At 43.1% G+C, this 18,634-nt stretch carries 21 protein-coding genes; 18 read left to right on the forward strand and 3 right to left on the reverse strand.

The window, feature by feature from the left end; translation table 11 throughout:
• Positions 1-23: 23 nt before the first annotated feature.
• Positions 24-392, reverse strand: coding sequence for a DUF3397 domain-containing protein (locus ODU41_RS02735; protein ID WP_004194874.1), 369 nt, complete (start codon positions 390-392; stop codon positions 24-26).
• A 154-nt stretch (positions 393-546) separates the two neighbouring features.
• On the opposite strand from ODU41_RS02735, the gene rplK reads away from it, so the two are divergent.
• The 13 genes from rplK (at position 547) to ODU41_RS02800 (ending at position 10,584) form a co-directional block, all read left to right on the forward strand.
• A complete protein-coding gene (rplK, locus tag ODU41_RS02740) occupies positions 547-972 on the forward strand; it encodes a 50S ribosomal protein L11 (protein ID WP_002935890.1) in 426 nt (141 codons plus the stop codon).
• Between the two features lie 40 nt (positions 973-1,012).
• Positions 1,013-1,702: a 50S ribosomal protein L1 gene (gene rplA / locus ODU41_RS02745; RefSeq protein ID WP_004194879.1), complete on the forward strand. Its 690-nt coding sequence runs from the start codon at positions 1,013-1,015 to the stop codon at positions 1,700-1,702.
• A gap of 107 nt (positions 1,703-1,809) precedes the next feature.
• The gene (locus tag ODU41_RS02750) at positions 1,810-2,100 is read left to right on the forward strand and encodes a hypothetical protein (RefSeq protein WP_024384954.1); all 291 of its coding nucleotides are present in this window, start codon (positions 1,810-1,812) and stop codon (positions 2,098-2,100) included.
• 8 nt (positions 2,101-2,108) lie between these two features.
• Positions 2,109-2,897 (forward strand): glutathione-dependent disulfide-bond oxidoreductase, encoded by a 789-nt coding sequence (yghU, locus tag ODU41_RS02755; protein WP_398578625.1) that lies wholly within the window; start codon positions 2,109-2,111, stop codon positions 2,895-2,897.
• A gap of 254 nt (positions 2,898-3,151) precedes the next feature.
• Positions 3,152-4,792: a polysaccharide biosynthesis protein gene (locus ODU41_RS02760; protein ID WP_024408418.1), complete on the forward strand. Its 1,641-nt coding sequence runs from the start codon at positions 3,152-3,154 to the stop codon at positions 4,790-4,792.
• Between the two features lie 166 nt (positions 4,793-4,958).
• Positions 4,959-5,693: a UMP kinase gene (gene pyrH, locus ODU41_RS02765; protein ID WP_015445263.1), complete on the forward strand. Its 735-nt coding sequence runs from the start codon at positions 4,959-4,961 to the stop codon at positions 5,691-5,693.
• A 134-nt stretch (positions 5,694-5,827) separates the two neighbouring features.
• Entirely contained in the window at positions 5,828-6,385 is a 558-nt protein-coding gene (frr, locus tag ODU41_RS02770) for a ribosome recycling factor (RefSeq protein WP_024391695.1), read from the forward strand.
• Positions 6,386-6,516: 131 nt separating this feature from the next.
• The gene (gene cvfB / locus ODU41_RS02775) at positions 6,517-7,371 is read left to right on the forward strand and encodes an RNA-binding virulence regulatory protein CvfB (RefSeq protein WP_024394250.1); all 855 of its coding nucleotides are present in this window, start codon (positions 6,517-6,519) and stop codon (positions 7,369-7,371) included.
• Between the two features lie 9 nt (positions 7,372-7,380).
• On the forward strand, positions 7,381-8,301 hold the full coding sequence (locus tag ODU41_RS02780) for a 2-dehydropantoate 2-reductase (RefSeq protein WP_014637703.1): 921 nt from the start codon (positions 7,381-7,383) through the stop codon (positions 8,299-8,301).
• Between the two features lie 9 nt (positions 8,302-8,310).
• A complete protein-coding gene (locus tag ODU41_RS02785; RefSeq protein WP_044757717.1) occupies positions 8,311-8,766 on the forward strand; it encodes a DUF1801 domain-containing protein in 456 nt (151 codons plus the stop codon).
• A 5-nt stretch (positions 8,767-8,771) separates the two neighbouring features.
• Positions 8,772-8,987 (forward strand): YozE family protein, encoded by a 216-nt coding sequence (locus tag ODU41_RS02790; protein WP_009910192.1) that lies wholly within the window; start codon positions 8,772-8,774, stop codon positions 8,985-8,987.
• 78 nt (positions 8,988-9,065) lie between these two features.
• Positions 9,066-10,088, forward strand: a complete 1,023-nt coding sequence (locus ODU41_RS02795) for a PhoH family protein (RefSeq protein ID WP_024399092.1) — start codon at positions 9,066-9,068, stop codon at positions 10,086-10,088.
• A 115-nt stretch (positions 10,089-10,203) separates the two neighbouring features.
• Positions 10,204-10,584 (forward strand): N-acetyltransferase, encoded by a 381-nt coding sequence (locus ODU41_RS02800; RefSeq protein WP_052506639.1) that lies wholly within the window; start codon positions 10,204-10,206, stop codon positions 10,582-10,584.
• Positions 10,585-10,626: 42 nt separating this feature from the next.
• Here the strand turns inward: ODU41_RS02800 and ODU41_RS02805 are convergent, their stop codons facing one another.
• Positions 10,627-11,265, reverse strand: coding sequence for an MBL fold metallo-hydrolase (locus ODU41_RS02805; protein ID WP_398578627.1), 639 nt, complete (start codon positions 11,263-11,265; stop codon positions 10,627-10,629).
• 107 nt (positions 11,266-11,372) lie between these two features.
• Between ODU41_RS02805 and ODU41_RS02810 the strand changes: the two genes are divergently transcribed.
• The 4 genes from ODU41_RS02810 to proC all read left to right on the forward strand — a co-directional run bounded on the left by ODU41_RS02810 (position 11,373) and on the right by proC (position 17,177).
• Positions 11,373-13,841, forward strand: coding sequence for a bifunctional DnaQ family exonuclease/ATP-dependent helicase (locus ODU41_RS02810; RefSeq protein ID WP_398578628.1), 2,469 nt, complete (start codon positions 11,373-11,375; stop codon positions 13,839-13,841).
• Between the two features lie 161 nt (positions 13,842-14,002).
• Positions 14,003-15,079 (forward strand): glutamate 5-kinase, encoded by a 1,077-nt coding sequence (gene proB / locus ODU41_RS02815; RefSeq protein WP_024393632.1) that lies wholly within the window; start codon positions 14,003-14,005, stop codon positions 15,077-15,079.
• A 64-nt stretch (positions 15,080-15,143) separates the two neighbouring features.
• The gene (locus tag ODU41_RS02820; RefSeq protein WP_172076042.1) at positions 15,144-16,382 is read left to right on the forward strand and encodes a glutamate-5-semialdehyde dehydrogenase; all 1,239 of its coding nucleotides are present in this window, start codon (positions 15,144-15,146) and stop codon (positions 16,380-16,382) included.
• A gap of 9 nt (positions 16,383-16,391) precedes the next feature.
• On the forward strand, positions 16,392-17,177 hold the full coding sequence (gene proC, locus ODU41_RS02825) for a pyrroline-5-carboxylate reductase (protein WP_044676510.1): 786 nt from the start codon (positions 16,392-16,394) through the stop codon (positions 17,175-17,177).
• 22 nt (positions 17,178-17,199) lie between these two features.
• Here the strand turns inward: proC and ODU41_RS02830 are convergent, their stop codons facing one another.
• Positions 17,200-17,604, reverse strand: coding sequence for a TetR/AcrR family transcriptional regulator (locus ODU41_RS02830; protein ID WP_024395920.1), 405 nt, complete (start codon positions 17,602-17,604; stop codon positions 17,200-17,202).
• Between the two features lie 126 nt (positions 17,605-17,730).
• Between ODU41_RS02830 and ODU41_RS02835 the strand changes: the two genes are divergently transcribed.
• Complete coding sequence (locus ODU41_RS02835; RefSeq protein WP_024377015.1) at positions 17,731-18,582, forward strand: DegV family protein; 852 nt, start codon at positions 17,731-17,733, stop codon at positions 18,580-18,582.
• Positions 18,583-18,634 lie beyond the last annotated feature (52 nt).

Here is an 18,634-nt window from a genome sequence, read left to right on the forward strand (position 1 = left end):
CATCTATGAAAGGATAGATGATTTTAGGATTTTAAAGTGAAGACCGCAATAACCAAAGCTAGATACATCAAAAAGGTCAAGATAAAACTAGCTCGCCAGAAAACCTTGAAGAAACGGCGATATAAAAAATTCTTTTTCTTTAAAAGGAAGAAACCACAAAGACCAATCGCTAGTAGTGATAGGGCTAGGACAAGCTGAGGCAGTAGACTGTTATAGTAGGCCTTGTCCGAAATCAGATAAAATTCAATTGCATAGAGAGGAAAGGCAATGTCCGCAAAGTTCCATCCTCGGTTTTGCAACCTAAAAAACTTGACAGCAATTATCGAAATGGCCAAGGTTAGAAAGATAAATAGAAAGGCTACTATTTTTAAAAATATAATCGATTCAAACATACATTCATTCTATAAAAAATGTGAAAAAAAGTAAACCTAAAGCTTGCATTTCTTTGAAATTCGTGTATAATGAAAAGGTATGTGTAAAACACATATTTGTGGGAGGTAAAAATCTTTAATTACCGCCAAAACCACAATAGGAGGATTTTATATCATGGCTAAAAAAGTCGAAAAACTCGTAAAACTTCAAATTCCTGCAGGTAAAGCTACTCCAGCTCCACCAGTCGGACCAGCACTTGGTCAAGCAGGTATCAACATCATGGGATTCACAAAAGAGTTTAACGCTCGTACAGCTGACCAAGCTGGCATGATCATCCCAGTAGTTATCTCTGTGTATGAAGATAAATCATTCACTTTCATCACTAAAACACCACCAGCTGCTGTTCTTTTGAAAAAAGCTGCAGGTGTTGAAAAAGGTTCAGGTACACCAAACAAAACTAAAGTTGCAACAGTTACTCGTGCACAAGTACAAGAAATTGCTGAAACTAAAATGCCTGACTTGAACGCTGCATCTCTTGAAGCTGCAATGCGTATGATCGAAGGTACTGCTCGTTCTATGGGATTCACTGTTACTGACTAAGTAGCACCCAAGATTATCTGATTACAAGGAGACATATAACATGGCTAAAAAAAGCAAAAACTTGCGTGCTGCTCTTGAAAAAATCGACAGCACAAAACTTTACAGCGTAGAAGAAGCTGTTGCTCTTGCAAAAGAAACTAACTTCGCTAAATTTGATGCGTCAGTTGAAGTTGCTTACAACTTGAACATCGACGTACGTAAAGCTGATCAACAAATCCGTGGTGCAATGGTATTGCCAAACGGTACTGGTAAAACTTCACGCGTTCTTGTTTTCGCACGTGGTGCTAAAGCAGAAGAAGCAAAAGCTGCTGGTGCAGACTTTGTTGGTGAAGACGACCTCGTTGCTAAAATCAACGGTGGTTGGTTGGACTTCGACGTTGTTATCGCAACTCCAGATATGATGGCAGTTGTTGGACGTCTTGGTCGTGTACTTGGTCCACGTAACTTGATGCCAAACCCTAAAACTGGTACAGTAACAATGGATGTTGCTAAAGCAGTTGAAGAGTCTAAAGGTGGTAAAATCACTTACCGTGCTGACAAAGCAGGTATCGTACAAGCTCTTATCGGTAAAGTATCATTTGACGCTGACAAACTCGTTGAAAACTTCAAAGCTTTCCACGATGTAATGGCTAAAGCTAAACCAGCTACAGCTAAAGGTACTTACATGACTTCGGTATCAATCACAACAACACAAGGTGTTGGTATCAAAGTTGATCCTAACTCACTTTAATCAATAGAAAGATTGTCTTAGGGCAATCTTTTTTTTCTTGAGATTTTCTTGACAAGCACTTGATTTCGATTTATACTATATTCAATTTACATAAAAGGAGTTATCCGATGAAAGTAGCAGAGAAAGAAGAGCTTTATAAATACCTTTCTGCAGCCTACAACCTTCCGCAGGAAGCATTTTCAGAAGCCCTGCGTGAAAAAATATTGGAGGTAGCAGGTCAGCTGGACAAGGAGGAAAATCTCTATATACTGGCAGGACACTTAAGTCGCTTTATCAATGCAGAGTTAACAGCTCTGACTTGCCGAGCGCCTAAGGAATTGGTGCAACTAGCCCATTACCTTCAAGAGGTTCAAAACCAATATCGCTATGCCAGTCTTTTTCCAGGAAAGGTAAAATAGGAGAAAACATGACAGAATATACAAAACCACTCGTTTGGAAGTGGGAAGATGAAAATGACAACCGATCTGGCAACCGTCCAACAGCGGGCAGTCGCTTTGAGCAAGACCTACCAAAGGGAGAGAAGCCTTTCCAAGTCTATTCATTGGGGACGCCGAATGGCATTAAGGTTGTTATTATGTTGGAGGAGTTGAAAGAGTTAGGTATTTCGGAAGCTGATTATGACCTCTTTCTCATCAATATCGGTCAAGGGGATCAATTTGGCTCCGATTTTGTTGCCATCAACCCCAACTCCAAAATACCAGCTATGGTAGATTATTCCGAGCAAGAACCGATTTCGGTCTTTGAATCAGCTAATATTCTTCTCTACTTGGCAGAAAAGTTTGAGGCCTTCCTACCAAAAGCTTGGGCAGAGCGGACAGAGGTTCTTAATTGGCTCTTCTGGCAAACTGGCTCCGCTCCATTTGTTGGTGGAGGATTTGGACATTTCTTCCATTACGCTCCGACAGCGCAAGAATATCCGATTAATCGCTATACAATGGAAACTAAGCGTCAGCTGGATCTCTTGGATCAACTATTGGCGACTAGAGAATATATAGCTGGAAATACCTATACCATCGCAGATATTGCTATTTGGTCTTGGTATGGTCGCTTGGTGCAAGGAGAACTATATCCAGGTTCGGCAGAATTTTTAGATGTTGATTCTTACAAGCATCTAAAGACCTGGGTAGAGAAAATAGCTCAGCGCCCAGCTGTACAACGAGGGTTGACAGTGAAATATCATTCAATTGATAATTAATTGACTTGCCCACCTTATGGGTGGGTTTTTCTTTTACTTTGGTATGATAAAAGTTTATAATGAAAGAGTTAGACTTTGTGAAAATCCAAAAATAGAAATTAATAATTGATACTTAATGAAAATCAGAATTAGACTAGGCGACGTAGATGCAGATAGAACTGAAGTTCATCAAATCAAGTCAACAACGTCTGATTTTGATTTTCGAAGAGTATGAGTTTTTCCTGTCTTATATTTACATAGAAAGTAATAGAAGAATGTCCGAAAAAGTTGAAATGCAGCAGTCCAAAGAACAGGCGACAATGGCCAGAGGCTTGGCTTGGTTGACTGCTGGAAATATTCTTAGTCGCCTGCTTGGTGTTGCCTATGTTATTCCCTGGTATATTTGGTTAGGGGAATATCGAGCTGAAGCCAATGCCCTCTTTAGTATGGGGTATCAAATCTATGCCAACTTCTTATTGATTTCAACAGCTGGTCTTCCGACAGCTATTGCTAAACAAGTAGCTAAATACAATGTCTTGGGTAAAGAAGAGGTGTCGCTTTACTTGGTCAGAGAATTCTTCAAGCTCATGTTGGTCTTTGGAGCTGTCTTTGCAGGGGTCATGTATCTAAGTGCTCCGTGGTTGGCAGACGCATCGGGGTCGAAGGAAAAGTTACTTCCAGTCATGTATAGTCTAGTCCCGCCTCTCTTTATCTTCCCAGCCATGAGTATCTTGCGTGGTTTTTTCCAAGGTCGGCACGATATGAAGCCCTATGCGATCAGCCAGCTTGCAGAGCAGCTGGTACGGGTTATCTGGATACTGGCAGCAACATTTATGATTATGAAGTTGGGTAGCGGTGACTATCTTGAAGCAGTTGTCCAATCTACCTTTGCAGCTTTTGTCGGGATGATTGCTAGTGTTGGGATTTTAGTTTATACTTTATGGAAGCAAGGTTACCTTGGTAAGTTGCTTCATGCTAAGAAACAAAAGATTTCTTTGGATACAGGTCAACTTATTAAGGAAACTGTTCGAGATGCGATTCCAATTATCATTTTAGGTCTAACGATTCAATTATTGCAGTTTATTGATCAAGTCACCTTTATTCGTGTTATGGAAAGAATTACGGATTACAGTAATTCGGAACTTTTGGAACTTTATTCATATATGGCTGCCAATCCAAGTAAGATTACGATGATGATTATCGGGATTTCACTGAGTTTGGGAAGTGTTGCTATTCCATTGATTACAGAGAAATTTGTCAAGAAAGATTTGAAGGCGGCGTCTCATTTAGTGGCGGATAATCTACAATTACTCTTTATATTCACTATACCGGCAATTGTTGGAACGGTCTTGTTGGCTGGGCCACTTTATACGATTTTTTACGGACCGTCAGACCCTATCGCCATTACTCTATTTATTTGGAACTTATTTTTAATTTTACCTCTGGGACTATATTCTGTCATTAGTGTGGTCATTCAAGCGATATTTGAAAATAGAAGAGCCATTTATTATTTCTTGATTGGGATGCTAGTGAAAATCGTTTTACAAGTACCAATGATCTATGTCTTTAAGGTATATGGTAGCTTTATCTCAACGATATTTGGGTTGGGAATTATGCTGTACCTCTTCTATAGGCGAATTGACAAGGTTCTGCATATTGATGAAAGACTAGTGATAAAAGATATTGCGACCATTAGTTGGATTTCTATCGTAATGGGACTCATTGTATGGGGGATTGAATTTGTTTTGAATCTTATCCTTCCAGCAAATGGCTATGTATCTAGCTTTATCCACTTGGCTGTTGCAGGTGGAGCAGGTATGCTTGTCTTTGTCATCTTGACATTGAAGACTCGTCAGCTAGATCGTTTAATTGGAAGTCGGGCTCAGAGTTTACGGAGGAAATTGCGCCTAGGCTAGTTTGTTTTAAAGATCTCTATTTTCTACTATTGAAAAGCTGGGAAAAAGAGGCGTTTTAGAATGTGAGAAGGAAAGTTCGTTGAGGATTTTCCTTTTTTCTTGGAGATTTCAGTATAAAAAAAACGGTTTTTGTGGTAGAATAGTAGGGATAAAAAAGAGGAGAGAGATGATGAAACCTAAATACGAACGTATTCTAATCAAACTATCTGGTGAAGCCTTGGCTGGTGAACGTGGTGTCGGTATTGACCTTAAAACTGTTCAGGAAATGGCAAAGGAAATTCAGGAAGTCGCAGAATCAGGTATTCAGATTGCCCTTGTTATTGGTGGTGGTAACCTTTGGCGTGGAGAACCTGCTGCTGAAGCGGGTATGGATCGAGTTCAAGCAGACTATACAGGCATGTTGGGGACTGTTATGAATGCTCTTGTAATGGCTGATTCCCTTAAACAGCTTGGTGTGGATACACGTGTGCAGACAGCGATTGCGATGCAGTCAGTTGCAGAGCCTTATATTCGTGGTCGTGCTCTTCGTCATCTTGAAAAAGGTCGCATTGTTATTTTTGGAGCTGGTATTGGTTCTCCGTACTTCTCAACGGATACGACAGCGGCTCTTCGTGCTGCAGAAATTGAAGCAGATGCGATTTTGATGGCTAAAAATGGTGTGGATGGCGTCTACAATGCTGATCCGAAGAAAGATGCTAATGCAGTTAAATTCAATGAATTGACCCACCGTGAAGTGATTAGTCGTGGTTTGAAAATCATGGATGCGACAGCATCAACTCTCTCAATGGACAATGATATTGATTTGGTCGTGTTCAATATGAATGAACCAGGAAATATTAAACGTGTTGTCTTCGGTGAGCCAATCGGTACTACCGTTTCAAATTCTTCAGAAGAAAAATAAATCATATCGTCATTTAGTTTTTCTTTTATTACTTCGTTAATTCGCCTTACCTAACTTCGGTTATGCCTGTGGCTCGTTGCCTAGTACTAAAAGTAAACTAAAAGACTGTAAAAAAATACAAAGAAGGAAGTCTTATGTCTAAAGAAATTATTGCTAAAGCGCAAGAGCGCATGAACCAATCTCATCAGAGTTTGGCACGTGAATTCAGCCACATTCGTGCTGGCCGTGCTAATGCTAGTTTGTTGGACCGTATTTCCGTTGAGTACTACGGTTCTCCAACGCCATTGAACCAGTTGGCTGGTATTACAGTGCCAGAAGCGCGTGTTCTATTGATTACTCCGTTTGATAAGTCAATCTTGAAGGATATTGAGCGTGCTTTGAACGCATCTGACCTTGGTTTGACACCACAGTCTGACGGTACTGTTATCCGTTTGGTTATTCCTGCCCTTACAGAGGAAACTCGTAAGAATTTAGCGAAGGATGTGAAAAAAGTGGGTGAGAACTCTAAAGTTGCTATCCGCAATATCCGTCGTGATGCTATGGATGATGCTAAAAAAGCTGAAAAAGCAAAAGAAATCACTGAAGACGAATTGAAGTCGCTTGAAAAAGATATTCAAAAAGTAACAGATGATGCTATCAAGACAATTGATAAAATGACTGCCGACAAAGAAAAAGAATTGTTGGAAGTTTAATCGACACGTTTTTAGGCTACAAAAACAGATTATCACTGGGCTGTCTAACTTCCAGTGGTGAACCAATAAGAAATCTAATGGGGGGAGTTAGACAAGACTTCCCCCACTTTTTAATCAGAAAGAAGAAAATCATGAATGATTTATTAGCACAGTATATCGTTGGTTTAGTGACTGACGAAAACGATCAGTTTTACTTTGTCCAAAAAGAGGGGAGAACCTTTGCTCTTTCTAAGGATGAAGGAGAACATAGTCTAGGTCAATCTGTTAAGGGATTTGCCTATACTGATATGAAACAAAAACTCCGTTTGACAACTAAGGAAGTTGGAGTGAGTCGTACCAGCTTTGGTTGGGGAACTGTCACAGAGGTACGTAAGGATTTGGGTGTCTTTGTGGATACAGGTCTACCAGACAAGCAAGTGGTTGTTTCCTTGGACATTTTGCCTGAAATCAAGGAACTCTGGCCGAAGAAAGGGGATCAGTTGTACGTCAAATTAGACGTCGATAAGAAGGATCGCATTTGGGCTCTGCCAGCTTTTCAGGAAGATTTTCAGAAAATGGCTGGACCTGCTTATGACAATATGCAAAACCAAAATCTGCGAGCGATTGTCTATCGTTTGAAAATGAATGGTACTTTTGTTTATTTGCCAGACAACAACATGCTTGGTTTTATCCATCCGAGCGAACGCTTTGCGGAACCACGTCTGGGTCAGGTTTTGGAGGCGCGTGTCATCGGCTACCGTGCAGTTGATCGGACCTTGAACTTGTCTCTCAAGCCACGTTCATTTGAGATGCTGGAAAATGATGCTCAGATGATATTGACTTATCTGGAAAGCAATGGAGGTTTCATGACCTTGAACGATAAGTCTGCTCCGGAAGACATCAAGGCCACCTTTGGTATTTCCAAAGGGCAATTCAAAAAAGCTCTTGGTGGTTTGATGAAGGCTGGGAAAATTAAACAGGATTCTTTTGGAACAGAGTTGGTCTAGGGGGCGTCTATGCTAGTATATATTGCTGGTAGTGGGGCAATGGGTTGTCGTTTTGGTTATCAATTGTCTAAGACAAATCATGAAGTGATTTTGCTGGATAATTGGGAAGAGCATATCGAGGCAATTCGAGAAAACGGCTTGAAAGTGACTGGAGACGTAGAGGAAACTGTACACTTACCCATCATGAAACCGACCGAAGCAACGAGAGAAGCAGATTTTATCATTCTATTGACTAAGGCTGATCAGTTGCCAAAGATGTTGCGGGATATTAAACCGATTATCGGTCCAACTACCAAGGTTTTGAGTCTCTTGAATGGTTTGGGGCATGCGACGACCATGCGTCGGTACGTGCCAGATGAAAGTATTATGGTTGGGGTGACCATGTGGTTGGCGGGACTAAAGGGTCCTGGACATGCTCACTTAGAAGGTCCGGGTTCTATGTCCGTTCAGCATATTCTTGGTGATGAGCAATCAGTTGCGGATATTATTGAAATGCTGAATGAAGCTGGACTAAATGTGACCTATGACAATCATGTTGTCAGTGCCATTTGGCAGAAAGCCTGTGTCAATGGTGTGATGAATCCAACTTGTACCATTTTAGACTGTACAATTGGTGAATTATTTGGTACGGAGGCTGGACTGAATCTAGTACAGGGGATTTTCAAAGAATTTATTGCTGTTGCTAAGTCTGAGGCAGATGGAATTGACGAAGAAGCTATTTGGAAATATGTTATTGATGCTTCGAAGAAGGCTTCCAATCACTATCCATCTATGCATCAGGACTTGGTCCAACATGGTCGAAAGACAGAAATTGATTATCTGAATGGAGCGGTTGTTTTTAAGGGCAAACGTGCAGGTATCCCAACGCCATACTGTCAGATGATAACAGATATGATTCATGCCAAGGAAAGTATGCTGGGGTTGAGATAGGAGAAAGTCATGCTGATTGAAGTGGAAACGATTGAAGAATATATGGCTGCCTTGCCTGAAAATCGGAAGGAAGTAGTTGGACGACTCCATCAAGTGATTGTGGAACAGTTACCAGCTGGTTTTGAAGTAGGCATCTTGGGAGGTATGATTAACTATTATGTGCCACTTACTGCCTACCCTGATGGTTATCATTGCACACCGGGAGAGCCCTTGCCTTTCCTTGCCTTGGCATCACAAAAGGCACATATCGCCCTCTACCACATGGGAATCTATATGGACCAAGAATTGAATGATTGGTTCGTTGCTGCTTATCAAGCACAGGTGCCTACCAAACTGGATATGGGCAAATCTTGTGTTCGTATGAAAAATCCCAAGAATATTCCTTATGAATTGATTGGGGAATTGGTTAGTAAGATGTCTATGGAGCGCTATATAGAGCTCTACGAAAAAAATCATAGAAAGTAGATGTAGTGAGAAGAAGTTTTTATTCTTGGTTGATGACCCAGCGCAACCCGAAAAGTAATGAACCAGTAGCTATCTTGGCAGATTATGCCTTTGATGAATCTGATTTTCCTAAGCAATCAGATAATTTCGATGAAGTCAGTCGTTTTTTGGAGGAATCGGCCAGCTTTGCCTTTTCCATGTCTGATTTTGATGCGATTTGGGAAGATTATTTGGGACATTGATGGATAAAATAGTACAAAATAGCCTTGTTTGGGCTATTTTTGTTATAATAGAGAAAAGCACAGGAAAAGGAGCAACTCTTGCTAGAACATTCAATTGATATTCAACTCAAGCATCCAGATGATTCATTTAGCCTATTTGGTTCGAATGAACGCCATCTGAGATTGATGGAACAGGAACTAGGTGTGGTTATTCATGCCCGTACGGAAAAAGTGCAGGTGATTGGACAGGAAGAACATGTAGAACAGGCGCGTCTTGTTATCCAGTCTCTCCTTGTCTTGGTGAGTCGTGGTTTGGTTATCAATACGCCAGATGTGGTCACGGCTATTTCCATGGCAAAAAATGATGAGATTGAGAAATTCGTTGCCCTCTATGAAGAAGAGATTATCAAGGACAACTATGGCAAACCCATTCGCGTAAAGACCCTTGGACAAAAACTCTACGTGGACAGCGTAAAGCGTCATGACATCGTATTTGGAATCGGTCCTGCTGGTACAGGGAAGACCTTCTTGGCGGTTACTCTAGCTGTAACAGCCCTCAAGCGGGGACAGGTCAAGCGCATTGTCCTGACCCGTCCTGCGGTCGAGGCAGGTGAAAGTTTAGGCTTTTTACCAGGGGACTTAAAAGAAAAAGTAGACCCCTATTTGCGTCCTGTCTATGATGCCCTCTACCAGATTTTGGGCAAGGAGCAGACCACGCGCCTAATGGAGCGCGAGATTATCGAGATTGCACCGCTGGCCTATATGCGGGGGCGGACCTTGGAAGATGCCTTTGTCATCTTGGATGAGGCGCAAAATACCACCATTATGCAGATGAAGATGTTCCTGACCCGTCTGGGCTTTAATTCCAAGATGATTGTCAATGGGGATATTAGTCAGATTGACCTGCCACGCAAGGTTAAATCGGGCTTGATTGATGCGACAGAGAAACTAAGCAAAATTCCACAGATTGATTTCGTGCATTTTTCAGCCAAGGATGTGGTTCGTCATCCAGTTGTTGCCCAGATTATCAATGCCTATGAAGAGGAGGCTCGGGCAGCTGATAGTCGAGCAAGTTTTGAAACGATTGGGGAGCCTAGTCGGAGCGAAGAGGATGAAGATTAGTCAATTTTCAAAGCATTATCAAGTCCGAAAGCTAACAGAAGCTGATTTGGAGCAGGTCTAGGCACTCTACCAGACCAACCCTCTCTATTTTGAACATTTTCCACCCTTGCCTAGTATGGAAAGTTTGGCCAATGACCTGGTAGATTGTCCACCAGGTAAGGAGCTATCAGATAAATATTTTCTAGGATTTTGGGATAAAGAGCGATTAGTTGCCATCTTAGACCTAATTGACGGTTATCCGACAGAAGACACCGCTTATATCGGGCTTTTTATGGTGGATTCAAGATTGGCTGGTCAGGGTCTTGGCTCAAAGATTATAGCAGAGCTCCTGTCTCAGTTAGCAACTCACTTCAAAAAGGTGCGTCTAGGTTATGTAGAAAGCAATCCTCAGGCCAGTCATTTTTGGTCCAAAGTTGGATTTTGTCCAACTGGTGAGGTCAAAGAGTTGGCTGGAAAAACAATCGTCATAGCAGAATATGCATTAGATGAATACTAATAAAAAACTGCCTAGTTCAATCAGAACTGGGCAGTACTTATTTTACATTCTAAAAAATGGATTGAAATTTTTCTCATGTCCAACGCTGGTATTTTGACCATGACCTGGATGGACAGTGTAGTGGTTTGGCAGGGTGAAGATATGTTCTCTGATGCCAGTAATCAGGTCATCAAAGTTGCTGGTTGGCAGGTCTGTGCGTCCCACAGTTTCACGGAAAAGTGCGTCTCCAGTGATGACACATTCATCCTCTGGGAAAATAAAGGAAACACCACCAATAGAGTGCCCAGGTGTTGGAACTACCTTGAAATGAAAACCGTCAAACTGGTAGTCTTCTTGGTATTGGAAGATTTTTTCAGCAGGTCGGCAGACTACATTTTCCATATCATCATGACGAGGTAGACCTGATAGATTCATCTCTGGTGTGTAGAGCCATGTGGCTTCACTTTCAGCCACATAGACAGGCGGGAAATTGTAGGTCTCACGCAGGATGTCCAAACTCATAATATGGTCATAGTGAGTGTGAGTCAGGAGAATAGCCGAAATTGGTTTTCCGATTTTTTCGATAGTTGCTTGGATTTTTGTCCAGTCACTCCCAGGGTCAATGATAATCAGATGGGTATCATTTTCAAGGTAGTAGGTATTTTGAAAAGCGACAGGATTGACAGATTTGTGAATAATCATTCTTTTTCCTTCTTCTAACAGTTACTGATGTTACTAGTCTAACAAAAAAACACGCCTTCTTCATGGAATTTGTTTGGAGCTTTTTCCATGAGAGGGAATATGCTATAATGAACAGTATGAAAGACACAAGAACAAGCAATCGGTATGCCGTTGTAGATTTGGAAGCAACTGGTACAGGTACCGATGCAAAAATCATTCAAATCGGGATTGTTCTCGTTGAAAATGGAGAAATCATTGACAGTTACGCAACGGACATCAATCCCTATGAGCTACTGGATGACCATATCAAGAATCTGACAGGTATCACAGACCAACAGCTAAGTCAGGCTCCAGATTTTGGTCAGGTAGCAAGTACCATTTATGACATGATTGGAGATGCTATTTTTGTAGCCCATAATGTCAAGTTTGATGCTAATCTCTTGGCAGAAGCACTCTTTTTTGAAGGCTATGAACTGTTGACACCGCGTGTAGATACGGTAGAATTATCACAGCTATTTTTTCCGACTTTTGAAAAATATAGCTTGGGAAACCTTGCAGAGCATTTGGGACTTGGTTTGGACCAGGCACACACGGCCATATCAGATGCCATGGCTACGGCGCGCTTGCTCATCAAAATTCAAGAGAAAATAAAGAGCTTACCCAGGTCTATTGTTGAAAAGATTCTTGATTTGGCGGACAATCTGCTCTTTGAATCCCGTCTGGTCATTGATGAGATGGTGCCTGTTCTGTCAGAAAATCTATCATACGATTTAGAATCTATTCATGACTTGGTCTTGAAAAAGCCAGAAGAAATCAAGTCAGCCTACCGATTATCTGAAGATTTTTCGACCAATATTGCCCTTCTCGGCTTGCATGAACGAAAAAAACAAACTGCTTTTGCTCAAGTAGTAGAAAAACGCTTGGTTGACGAAGAAAAAGTGCATTTTATCCAAGCGCAGGCAGGTTTGGGGAAGACTTACGGTTATCTCTTGCCTTTACTTGCTAAGTCAGACCAACCTTTATTGGTCACCGTACCGACCAAGCTCCTTCAAGAGCAGATTATGGAAAAGGAAGGGAGCAAGCTTAAAGAGATATTTCGTATTCCCGTAGTCTCTCTAAAATCGCCTAAGCATTTTATCAAGTTAGACAACTACTGGAAAACCCTGCAGAGGCAGGATGATAATCGCCTAGTCAATCAATTCAAAATGCAGGTGCTTGTCTGGTTATGCGAAACCACGACAGGTGATTTGGATGAGCTTAAGCAAAAACAGCGCTATCAAGCTTACTTTGATGAGATTGCCCACGATGGGAAATTGGAGTCTGAAAGTCTTTTCTGGGGCTTGGATTTTTGGCAACGATTGAACCAACAAGCTCTCTCTAGTAGACTGCTCATTACCAACCACGCTTATTTTCTCAACCATCTTAAGGATCAAGACCCTCTCATGGATAAGCGTCTGGTGGTGATTGATGAAGCACAAAAGTTTCTCTTGGCTGCTGAAAATCTAGCGACGGCTTCGCAAGATTTGACAAATATGTTACAAGTATTGCAAAGTAAAAAGGACAGAGCGACGACTATTTTGGACCAACGTTTGTATGAGTCTTGCCAGTTTGAACTCAACCACTTTTTGAGTCGTTTTCGTCAGCATGGTCAACGAGAGGTTCAAAAGGCTGAACTTCATCAACTTGGTCAGAACCTGGAGGAGCTTGGAGATGTTGATTTGAACGACTTGCATCAGCTCATAGACTATTACGATACCTTTTGGTTGGAGGAGAAAAATTTAGAAGAAAAGCGGCTTGCCTATTTGCGGGGCTCCAAGGACAGCCTCTTAAATGTGACCAACTACCTGCCAGATACTAAGATTTTCTGCATCAGCGCAACCTTGATCATCAGCAAAAAGGTCAGTCTGGCGGATCTGCTGGGCTTTGAGCAGGTCACCTTGGATTTGATACCGACTCAAACTGTGACTAACCAGCAGTTGCTTTTTCCGACCCATCTCCCCGACATCCTCTCTTGGACCAAGGAGGAGCATGCAGCTTATTTGGCTACTACTTTAGGAGAAATAGCAGAGCTGGGACGACCGATTTTGGTCTTGTTCACATCGATTTCTCTGCTCTTGCAGGTGTCGGAATTGTTAGAAGACAATAACATTCCCCACCTAGCCCAGCACAAGCATGGACAGGAAATGACTCTCAAACGCAAATTTGAACGAGGGGAATGCCAAATTTTACTCGGCACAGGTGTATTCTGGGAGGGCGTTGACTTTGCCAGTCAGAATCAATTGATTCAGGTTATTACAAGGCTCCCATTTGACAATCCAAAGGACCGGTTTGTACAAAAAATCAATCACCATCTGCGTGAAGAAGGGAAAAATCCATTTTATGATTACAGCCTGCCTATGATGATGATTAAGCTCAAACAAGCCATCGGTCGTACCAATCGCCATGACAAACAAGATTCACTAGTCTTGGTTTTGGACCCGCGTGTTCACACCAAACGCTATGGACAGCAAATTCTGTCCTTCTTTGAGAAAGATTATTCAATGTTAAGTGTGGATGCGAAAGAAATAGAAGGAGCTATTCAAGATTTTTTTGAATAAGTTGAAAGGGAGCCACAAGGCTTCCTTTTGTTTCCAGCGTTTTTTTAATGCTACTCATGATTAGGAATCTATTCCCTCTCTCCTTGCCGAATAACAGTGATTTTCTTTATGATTAAAATATGGTATAATTTTCCAAATATTAGTTTTTGTGAGAAGAGATTATGACAGAAAAAACAATTGTATTTAAGGTCGGGACAAGTTCTCTGACGCAAGAAAATGGGAGTTTGGACCGTATCAAAATCGCTCGGATTACCAATCAGCTGGCACAGTTGCACCAGAAGGGTTATCAGATTGTACTAGTAACATCTGGTTCAATCGCTGCTGGTTTTCGGAGATTGGGCTTTGACAAGCGGCCGACTAAGATTGCGGAGAAGCAGGCTTCTGCGGCTGTTGGGCAAGGTTTGCTGATTGAGGAATATACGCAAAATCTAATGAAGGACGGCATCGTATCGGCTCAGATTTTGCTGACCCAGGATGATTTTGCGGACGCCAGACGTTATCAGAATGCCTCTCAAGCCTTGCAGGTCTTGCTGAAGCAGCGTGCTATTCCTATTATCAATGAAAATGATACCATTGCCATTGAGGAGATTAAGGTAGGGGACAATGATACTTTATCTGCTCAGGTGGCTTCTCTCTTGAAAGCAGACCTCTTGGTGCTCTTGACGGATGTGGATGGGCTTTACACGGCCAATCCCAACAGCGATCCGACTGCCCAGCACTTGCCTGAAATCAAGGAAATTACGGAAGATTTATTTGCCATGGCAGCAGGAGCAGGCTCGTCCAACGGAACAGGTGGCATGACCACCAAATTGCAGGCGGCCCAGATTGCGACCAAGTCAGGCGTGCCCGTCTTTATCTGCTCTTCAAAAGAGGATACCGCCCTCTTACAGGCGGTCACCCAAGCCAATCGTGGAACGCTCTTTTTAGCAGATGACCATGCCATGAACCAACGCAAGCAGTGGATGGCCTTCTATGCTCGGACAGACGCGGCGGTTGAAGTGGATGCAGGAGCGGTTGATGCCATGTTGCATCAGGGGCGCAGTTTGTTAGCTACTGGTGTCAAAGCCCTCGAAGGAGACTTTGAAGTGGGCCAGGTCGTAGAAGTTTACAGCCAAGCAGACCATCGTTTGATTGGTAAAGGACGGGTCAAACTGTCCTCCAAGGACTTGCAGGACCAGTTGGCAAATGGCAGAGCAGAGGGCGTGTTGATTCACCGCAACGATTGGGTGAGCTTATAGTTGTTCAGTTTGTCTCGATTATGTTGACGAACGAGTAAACTGAAAGACTAAATAGGAGAAAGATATGACAACAACACAAGTATTATTAGATAGTTTATTGGCCCACAAGGCTTCTATCAACCTAGCGACAACAGAACAGAAAAACCAGGCCCTATCAGCAATGGCAGACCAGTTGGTTGCTCAGACTGAGGCAATCCTAGCAGGCAATGCCATCGATATGGAAAATGCCCAAGGCAAAATTAGCCAGGTGATGCAGGACCGTTTGCTGCTGACAGAGGAACGGATTGAAGCCATGGCAGATGGTATTCGGGCCTTGATTGGCTTGCCAGATCCTGTCGGATTAGTCTTGGAAGAATCTACTCGGGCAGACGGCTTGAACATTTGCAAGAAATCCATTCCCTTTGGTTTGGTGGGAATGATTTACGAAAGCCGACCAAACGTGACCTCAGACGCCGCTGCCTTGGCAATCAAGAGTGGTAATGCGGTCATCTTGCGTGGAGGAAAGGAAGCCTTTCATTCGGCTCAGGCCATTGTCACAGCCCTCAAAGCTGGTTTGGAGCAGGTTGACCTTTCACCAAAGGTCATCGAGTTAGTCCAAGATACCAGCCGTGCCTCTGCGACAGAGTTGATGACCGCAAAAGGCAAGATTGACCTCTTGGTGCCACGTGGCGGTGCAGGACTCATTCAAGCCGTCGTTGAAAATGCGACTGTGCCAGTTATAGAAACAGGCACGGGTATCTGCCATGTCTATGTGGACAAGGATGCGGACTTGGACAAGGCCTTGCGGATTGTGGTCAATGCCAAAACCAGTCGTCCCTCAGTCTGCAATGCGGCGGAAGTCTTGTTGGTCCATGAGGAAATTGCCAGCCAATTCCTACCTCGCTTGGAAGAAGCTCTTTCTGGTCAGGTGGAATTACGTGCCGACAGTCAGGCACAGGCTCTTCTCAACCAATCCACACCAGCAGGCGACCAAGATTTTGACACGGAATTTTTGGACTACATCATGGCTGTCAAAGTCGTTTCAAGTGTCGAAGAAGCCATCAGCCACATCGCTCAACACTCGACAGGGCACAGCGAGGCCATTGTGACGGAAAACAGCCAGACGGCAGACCTCTTTACGCTCTACGTAGACTCGGCGGCAGTCTATGTCAATGCCTCTACCCGCTTCACAGACGGGGGTGAATTCGGTCTGGGCTGCGAGTTGGGCATTTCCACCCAGAAGATGCACGCCCGTGGTCCAATGGGCCTGCGTGAGATGACCACCTACAAGTACATCATCACAGGCGACGGCCACATTCGTTAGGAGGACAAGATGAAGATTGGATTTATCGGACTAGGCAACATGGGAGCGGCCTTGGCTCATGCAGTCAGCCAGCAGCCAGATACCCAGCTCCTCCTCAGCAACCACAACCCAGCAAAAGCTCAGGCTCTACAAGATCAGCTGGGCGGTCAGCTCTTGTCTAATGGACAAATAGCAGAGCAGGCCGAGGTTATTTTCCTTGGGGTCAAGCCTCACCTGATTCAGTCAGTCTTGTCAGGCTTGCAGAACCAGATTAGCCAGAATCCGTCAGCTATCTGGATTTCCATGGCGGCAGGAGTGCCCCTTGACAGCCTGGCAGAATTTGTGTCGGCTGATAAACTCATTCGTATCATGCCCAACACACCAGTCGCTATCGGCCAAGGCATGACAACCTATAGCCTGGTCAATCAAAATCTCGCTCCGCTATTGGAACAAATCCTAGAAAAATCAGGCAAGGTCCAACAGGTGCCAGAGAGCCTGATCGACGCAGCAACGGCTATCGCAGGCTGCGGACCAGCCTTTGTCTATCAGATGATTGAGGCTTTGACCGATGCCGGTGTGGAAAACGGGCTCACGGCTCAAGATGCCAAGGTTTTGGCGGCCCAAACCCTAGCAGGAACTGCTCAGATGGTCTTAACCAGCGATAAACACCCAGCCCAGCTGAGACAGGAAGTGACCTCGCCAGGCGGCTCGACTATCGCAGGTGTGGTAGCTCTTGAAAAAGAAGGCTTCCGTTACGCCATTATCAAGGCAGTCGCCGCAGCCCTCAAAAAAACTAGAAAATTAGGCAAAAAATAGAAGACAGCAAAAAACGGGACTTTTAATCCCGTTTTGTTTTTTCCTTGATCCATTGACTGACGTTGGACAGGGCCTTGCTTTGCTCTGCCTTGCGTTTTTGTTCGTGGACAAAATCTGCAAAGCTTTGCTTGACGCCGTCCTTTTGAACCTTGTCCTGCAAATCATGCCATTTCTTTTTAAGGTTGCTGGAAGTCCGTTCGTAGTAGTCTTCAAGGATTTCTTCCTTGGACTTGTAATTGCGGTAGAAGGCATTGCGTGACACACCAGCTTTTCGGACCAATTCAGATACCGAAATTTGCTTGAGCTCCTTTTTCTCTAGGAGAAATAGCAGAGCAGTTTCTATTGATTCCTTAGTCAGTTGATTCGCTTCTTTATTTGATTGATAGAGGTTTTTCAAAGATTGGGGTGAAATTTTACGACCTGCCATAGTTTTCCTTTTCCGAGTGTCACATCTGAAAGAAAATGCTTTCAGATGGGGTAGTTTAATGATATAATTGTAAGTAAATAGAGATTTATTGTCAAATAAAAAAGTAAAATTGGAAATGAGAATATTATGTCAAAATGGAAAATTGTTGCAGATTCGGGCTGCGACTACCGTCAATTAGCCAATCTAGCTCCGGACACTGAATTTATTAGTGTGCCACTTACCATCCAAGTTGGAGAACAAGCATTTGTTGATGATGCAAGCTTGGATATTGATCACATGATGGAGGTGATGGAAGCATCTAAGTCTGCAGCGGGGTCGGCGTGCCCAAGTCCGCAGGCTTATCAGGCAGCTTTTGAGGGAGCTGAGAACATTATCGTTGTGACGATTACAGGTGGGCTATCTGGTAGTTTTAATGCGGCACGTGTAGCTAGGGATATGTATATCGAAGAGCATCCGAATGTCAATATCCATTTGATAGATAGTTTGTCAGCCAGTGGGGAAATGGATTTACTTGTTGACGAAATCAATCGCTTAATTGGTGCAGGATTAGATTTTCCACAAGTAGTAGAAGCGATAACTCACTATCGGGAACACAGTAAGCTCCTCTTTGTTTTAGCGAAGGTTGATAATCTTGTTAAGAATGGAAGACTGAGCAAATTGGTAGGCACTGTCGTTGGTCTTCTCAATATCCGTATGGTTGGTGAGGCAAGTGCTGAAGGAAAATTAGAGTTGCTTCAAAAGGCGCGTGGTCATAAGAAATCTGTGACAGCAGCCTTTGAAGAAATGAAAAAAGCAGGTTATGATGGTGGTCGAATTGTCATGGCCCACCGCAACAATGCTAAGTTCTTCCAACAATTCTCAGAGTTGGTAAAAGCAAGTTTTCCAACGGCTGTTATTGACGAAGTTGCAACATCAGGTCTATGCAGTTTTTATGCTGAAGAAGGTGGACTTTTGATGGGCTATGAAGTGAAAGCGTGATTCACAGAGTAACAATTTTGGGATGTAATTTCCACTATAGAATAATCCCCCT

The sequence above is a fragment of the Streptococcus sp. 2022WUSS083 genome, assembly GCF_044427155.1.
Taxonomy (GTDB): Bacteria; Bacillota; Bacilli; order Lactobacillales; family Streptococcaceae; genus Streptococcus; species Streptococcus hashimotonensis.

What these genes read in the sequence shown, in the direction of transcription:
- ODU41_RS02735 (WP_004194874.1), bottom strand. Translation starts at nt 392, where the DNA reads ATGTTTGAATCGATTATATTTTTAAAAATAGTAGCCTTTCTATTTATC.
- rplK (WP_002935890.1), top strand. Translation starts at nt 547, where the DNA reads ATGGCTAAAAAAGTCGAAAAACTCGTAAAACTTCAAATTCCTGCAGGT.
- rplA (WP_004194879.1), top strand. Translation starts at nt 1,013, where the DNA reads ATGGCTAAAAAAAGCAAAAACTTGCGTGCTGCTCTTGAAAAAATCGAC.
- ODU41_RS02750 (WP_024384954.1), top strand. Translation starts at nt 1,810, where the DNA reads ATGAAAGTAGCAGAGAAAGAAGAGCTTTATAAATACCTTTCTGCAGCC.
- yghU (WP_398578625.1), top strand. Translation starts at nt 2,109, where the DNA reads ATGACAGAATATACAAAACCACTCGTTTGGAAGTGGGAAGATGAAAAT.
- ODU41_RS02760 (WP_024408418.1), top strand. Translation starts at nt 3,152, where the DNA reads ATGTCCGAAAAAGTTGAAATGCAGCAGTCCAAAGAACAGGCGACAATG.
- pyrH (WP_015445263.1), top strand. Translation starts at nt 4,959, where the DNA reads ATGATGAAACCTAAATACGAACGTATTCTAATCAAACTATCTGGTGAA.
- frr (WP_024391695.1), top strand. Translation starts at nt 5,828, where the DNA reads ATGTCTAAAGAAATTATTGCTAAAGCGCAAGAGCGCATGAACCAATCT.
- cvfB (WP_024394250.1), top strand. Translation starts at nt 6,517, where the DNA reads ATGAATGATTTATTAGCACAGTATATCGTTGGTTTAGTGACTGACGAA.
- ODU41_RS02780 (WP_014637703.1), top strand. Translation starts at nt 7,381, where the DNA reads ATGCTAGTATATATTGCTGGTAGTGGGGCAATGGGTTGTCGTTTTGGT.
- ODU41_RS02785 (WP_044757717.1), top strand. Translation starts at nt 8,311, where the DNA reads ATGCTGATTGAAGTGGAAACGATTGAAGAATATATGGCTGCCTTGCCT.
- ODU41_RS02800 (WP_052506639.1), top strand. Translation starts at nt 10,204, where the DNA reads ATGGAAAGTTTGGCCAATGACCTGGTAGATTGTCCACCAGGTAAGGAG.
- ODU41_RS02805 (WP_398578627.1), bottom strand. Translation starts at nt 11,265, where the DNA reads ATGATTATTCACAAATCTGTCAATCCTGTCGCTTTTCAAAATACCTAC.
- ODU41_RS02810 (WP_398578628.1), top strand. Translation starts at nt 11,373, where the DNA reads ATGAACAGTATGAAAGACACAAGAACAAGCAATCGGTATGCCGTTGTA.
- proB (WP_024393632.1), top strand. Translation starts at nt 14,003, where the DNA reads ATGACAGAAAAAACAATTGTATTTAAGGTCGGGACAAGTTCTCTGACG.
- ODU41_RS02820 (WP_172076042.1), top strand. Translation starts at nt 15,144, where the DNA reads ATGACAACAACACAAGTATTATTAGATAGTTTATTGGCCCACAAGGCT.
- proC (WP_044676510.1), top strand. Translation starts at nt 16,392, where the DNA reads ATGAAGATTGGATTTATCGGACTAGGCAACATGGGAGCGGCCTTGGCT.
- ODU41_RS02830 (WP_024395920.1), bottom strand. Translation starts at nt 17,604, where the DNA reads ATGGCAGGTCGTAAAATTTCACCCCAATCTTTGAAAAACCTCTATCAA.
- ODU41_RS02835 (WP_024377015.1), top strand. Translation starts at nt 17,731, where the DNA reads ATGTCAAAATGGAAAATTGTTGCAGATTCGGGCTGCGACTACCGTCAA.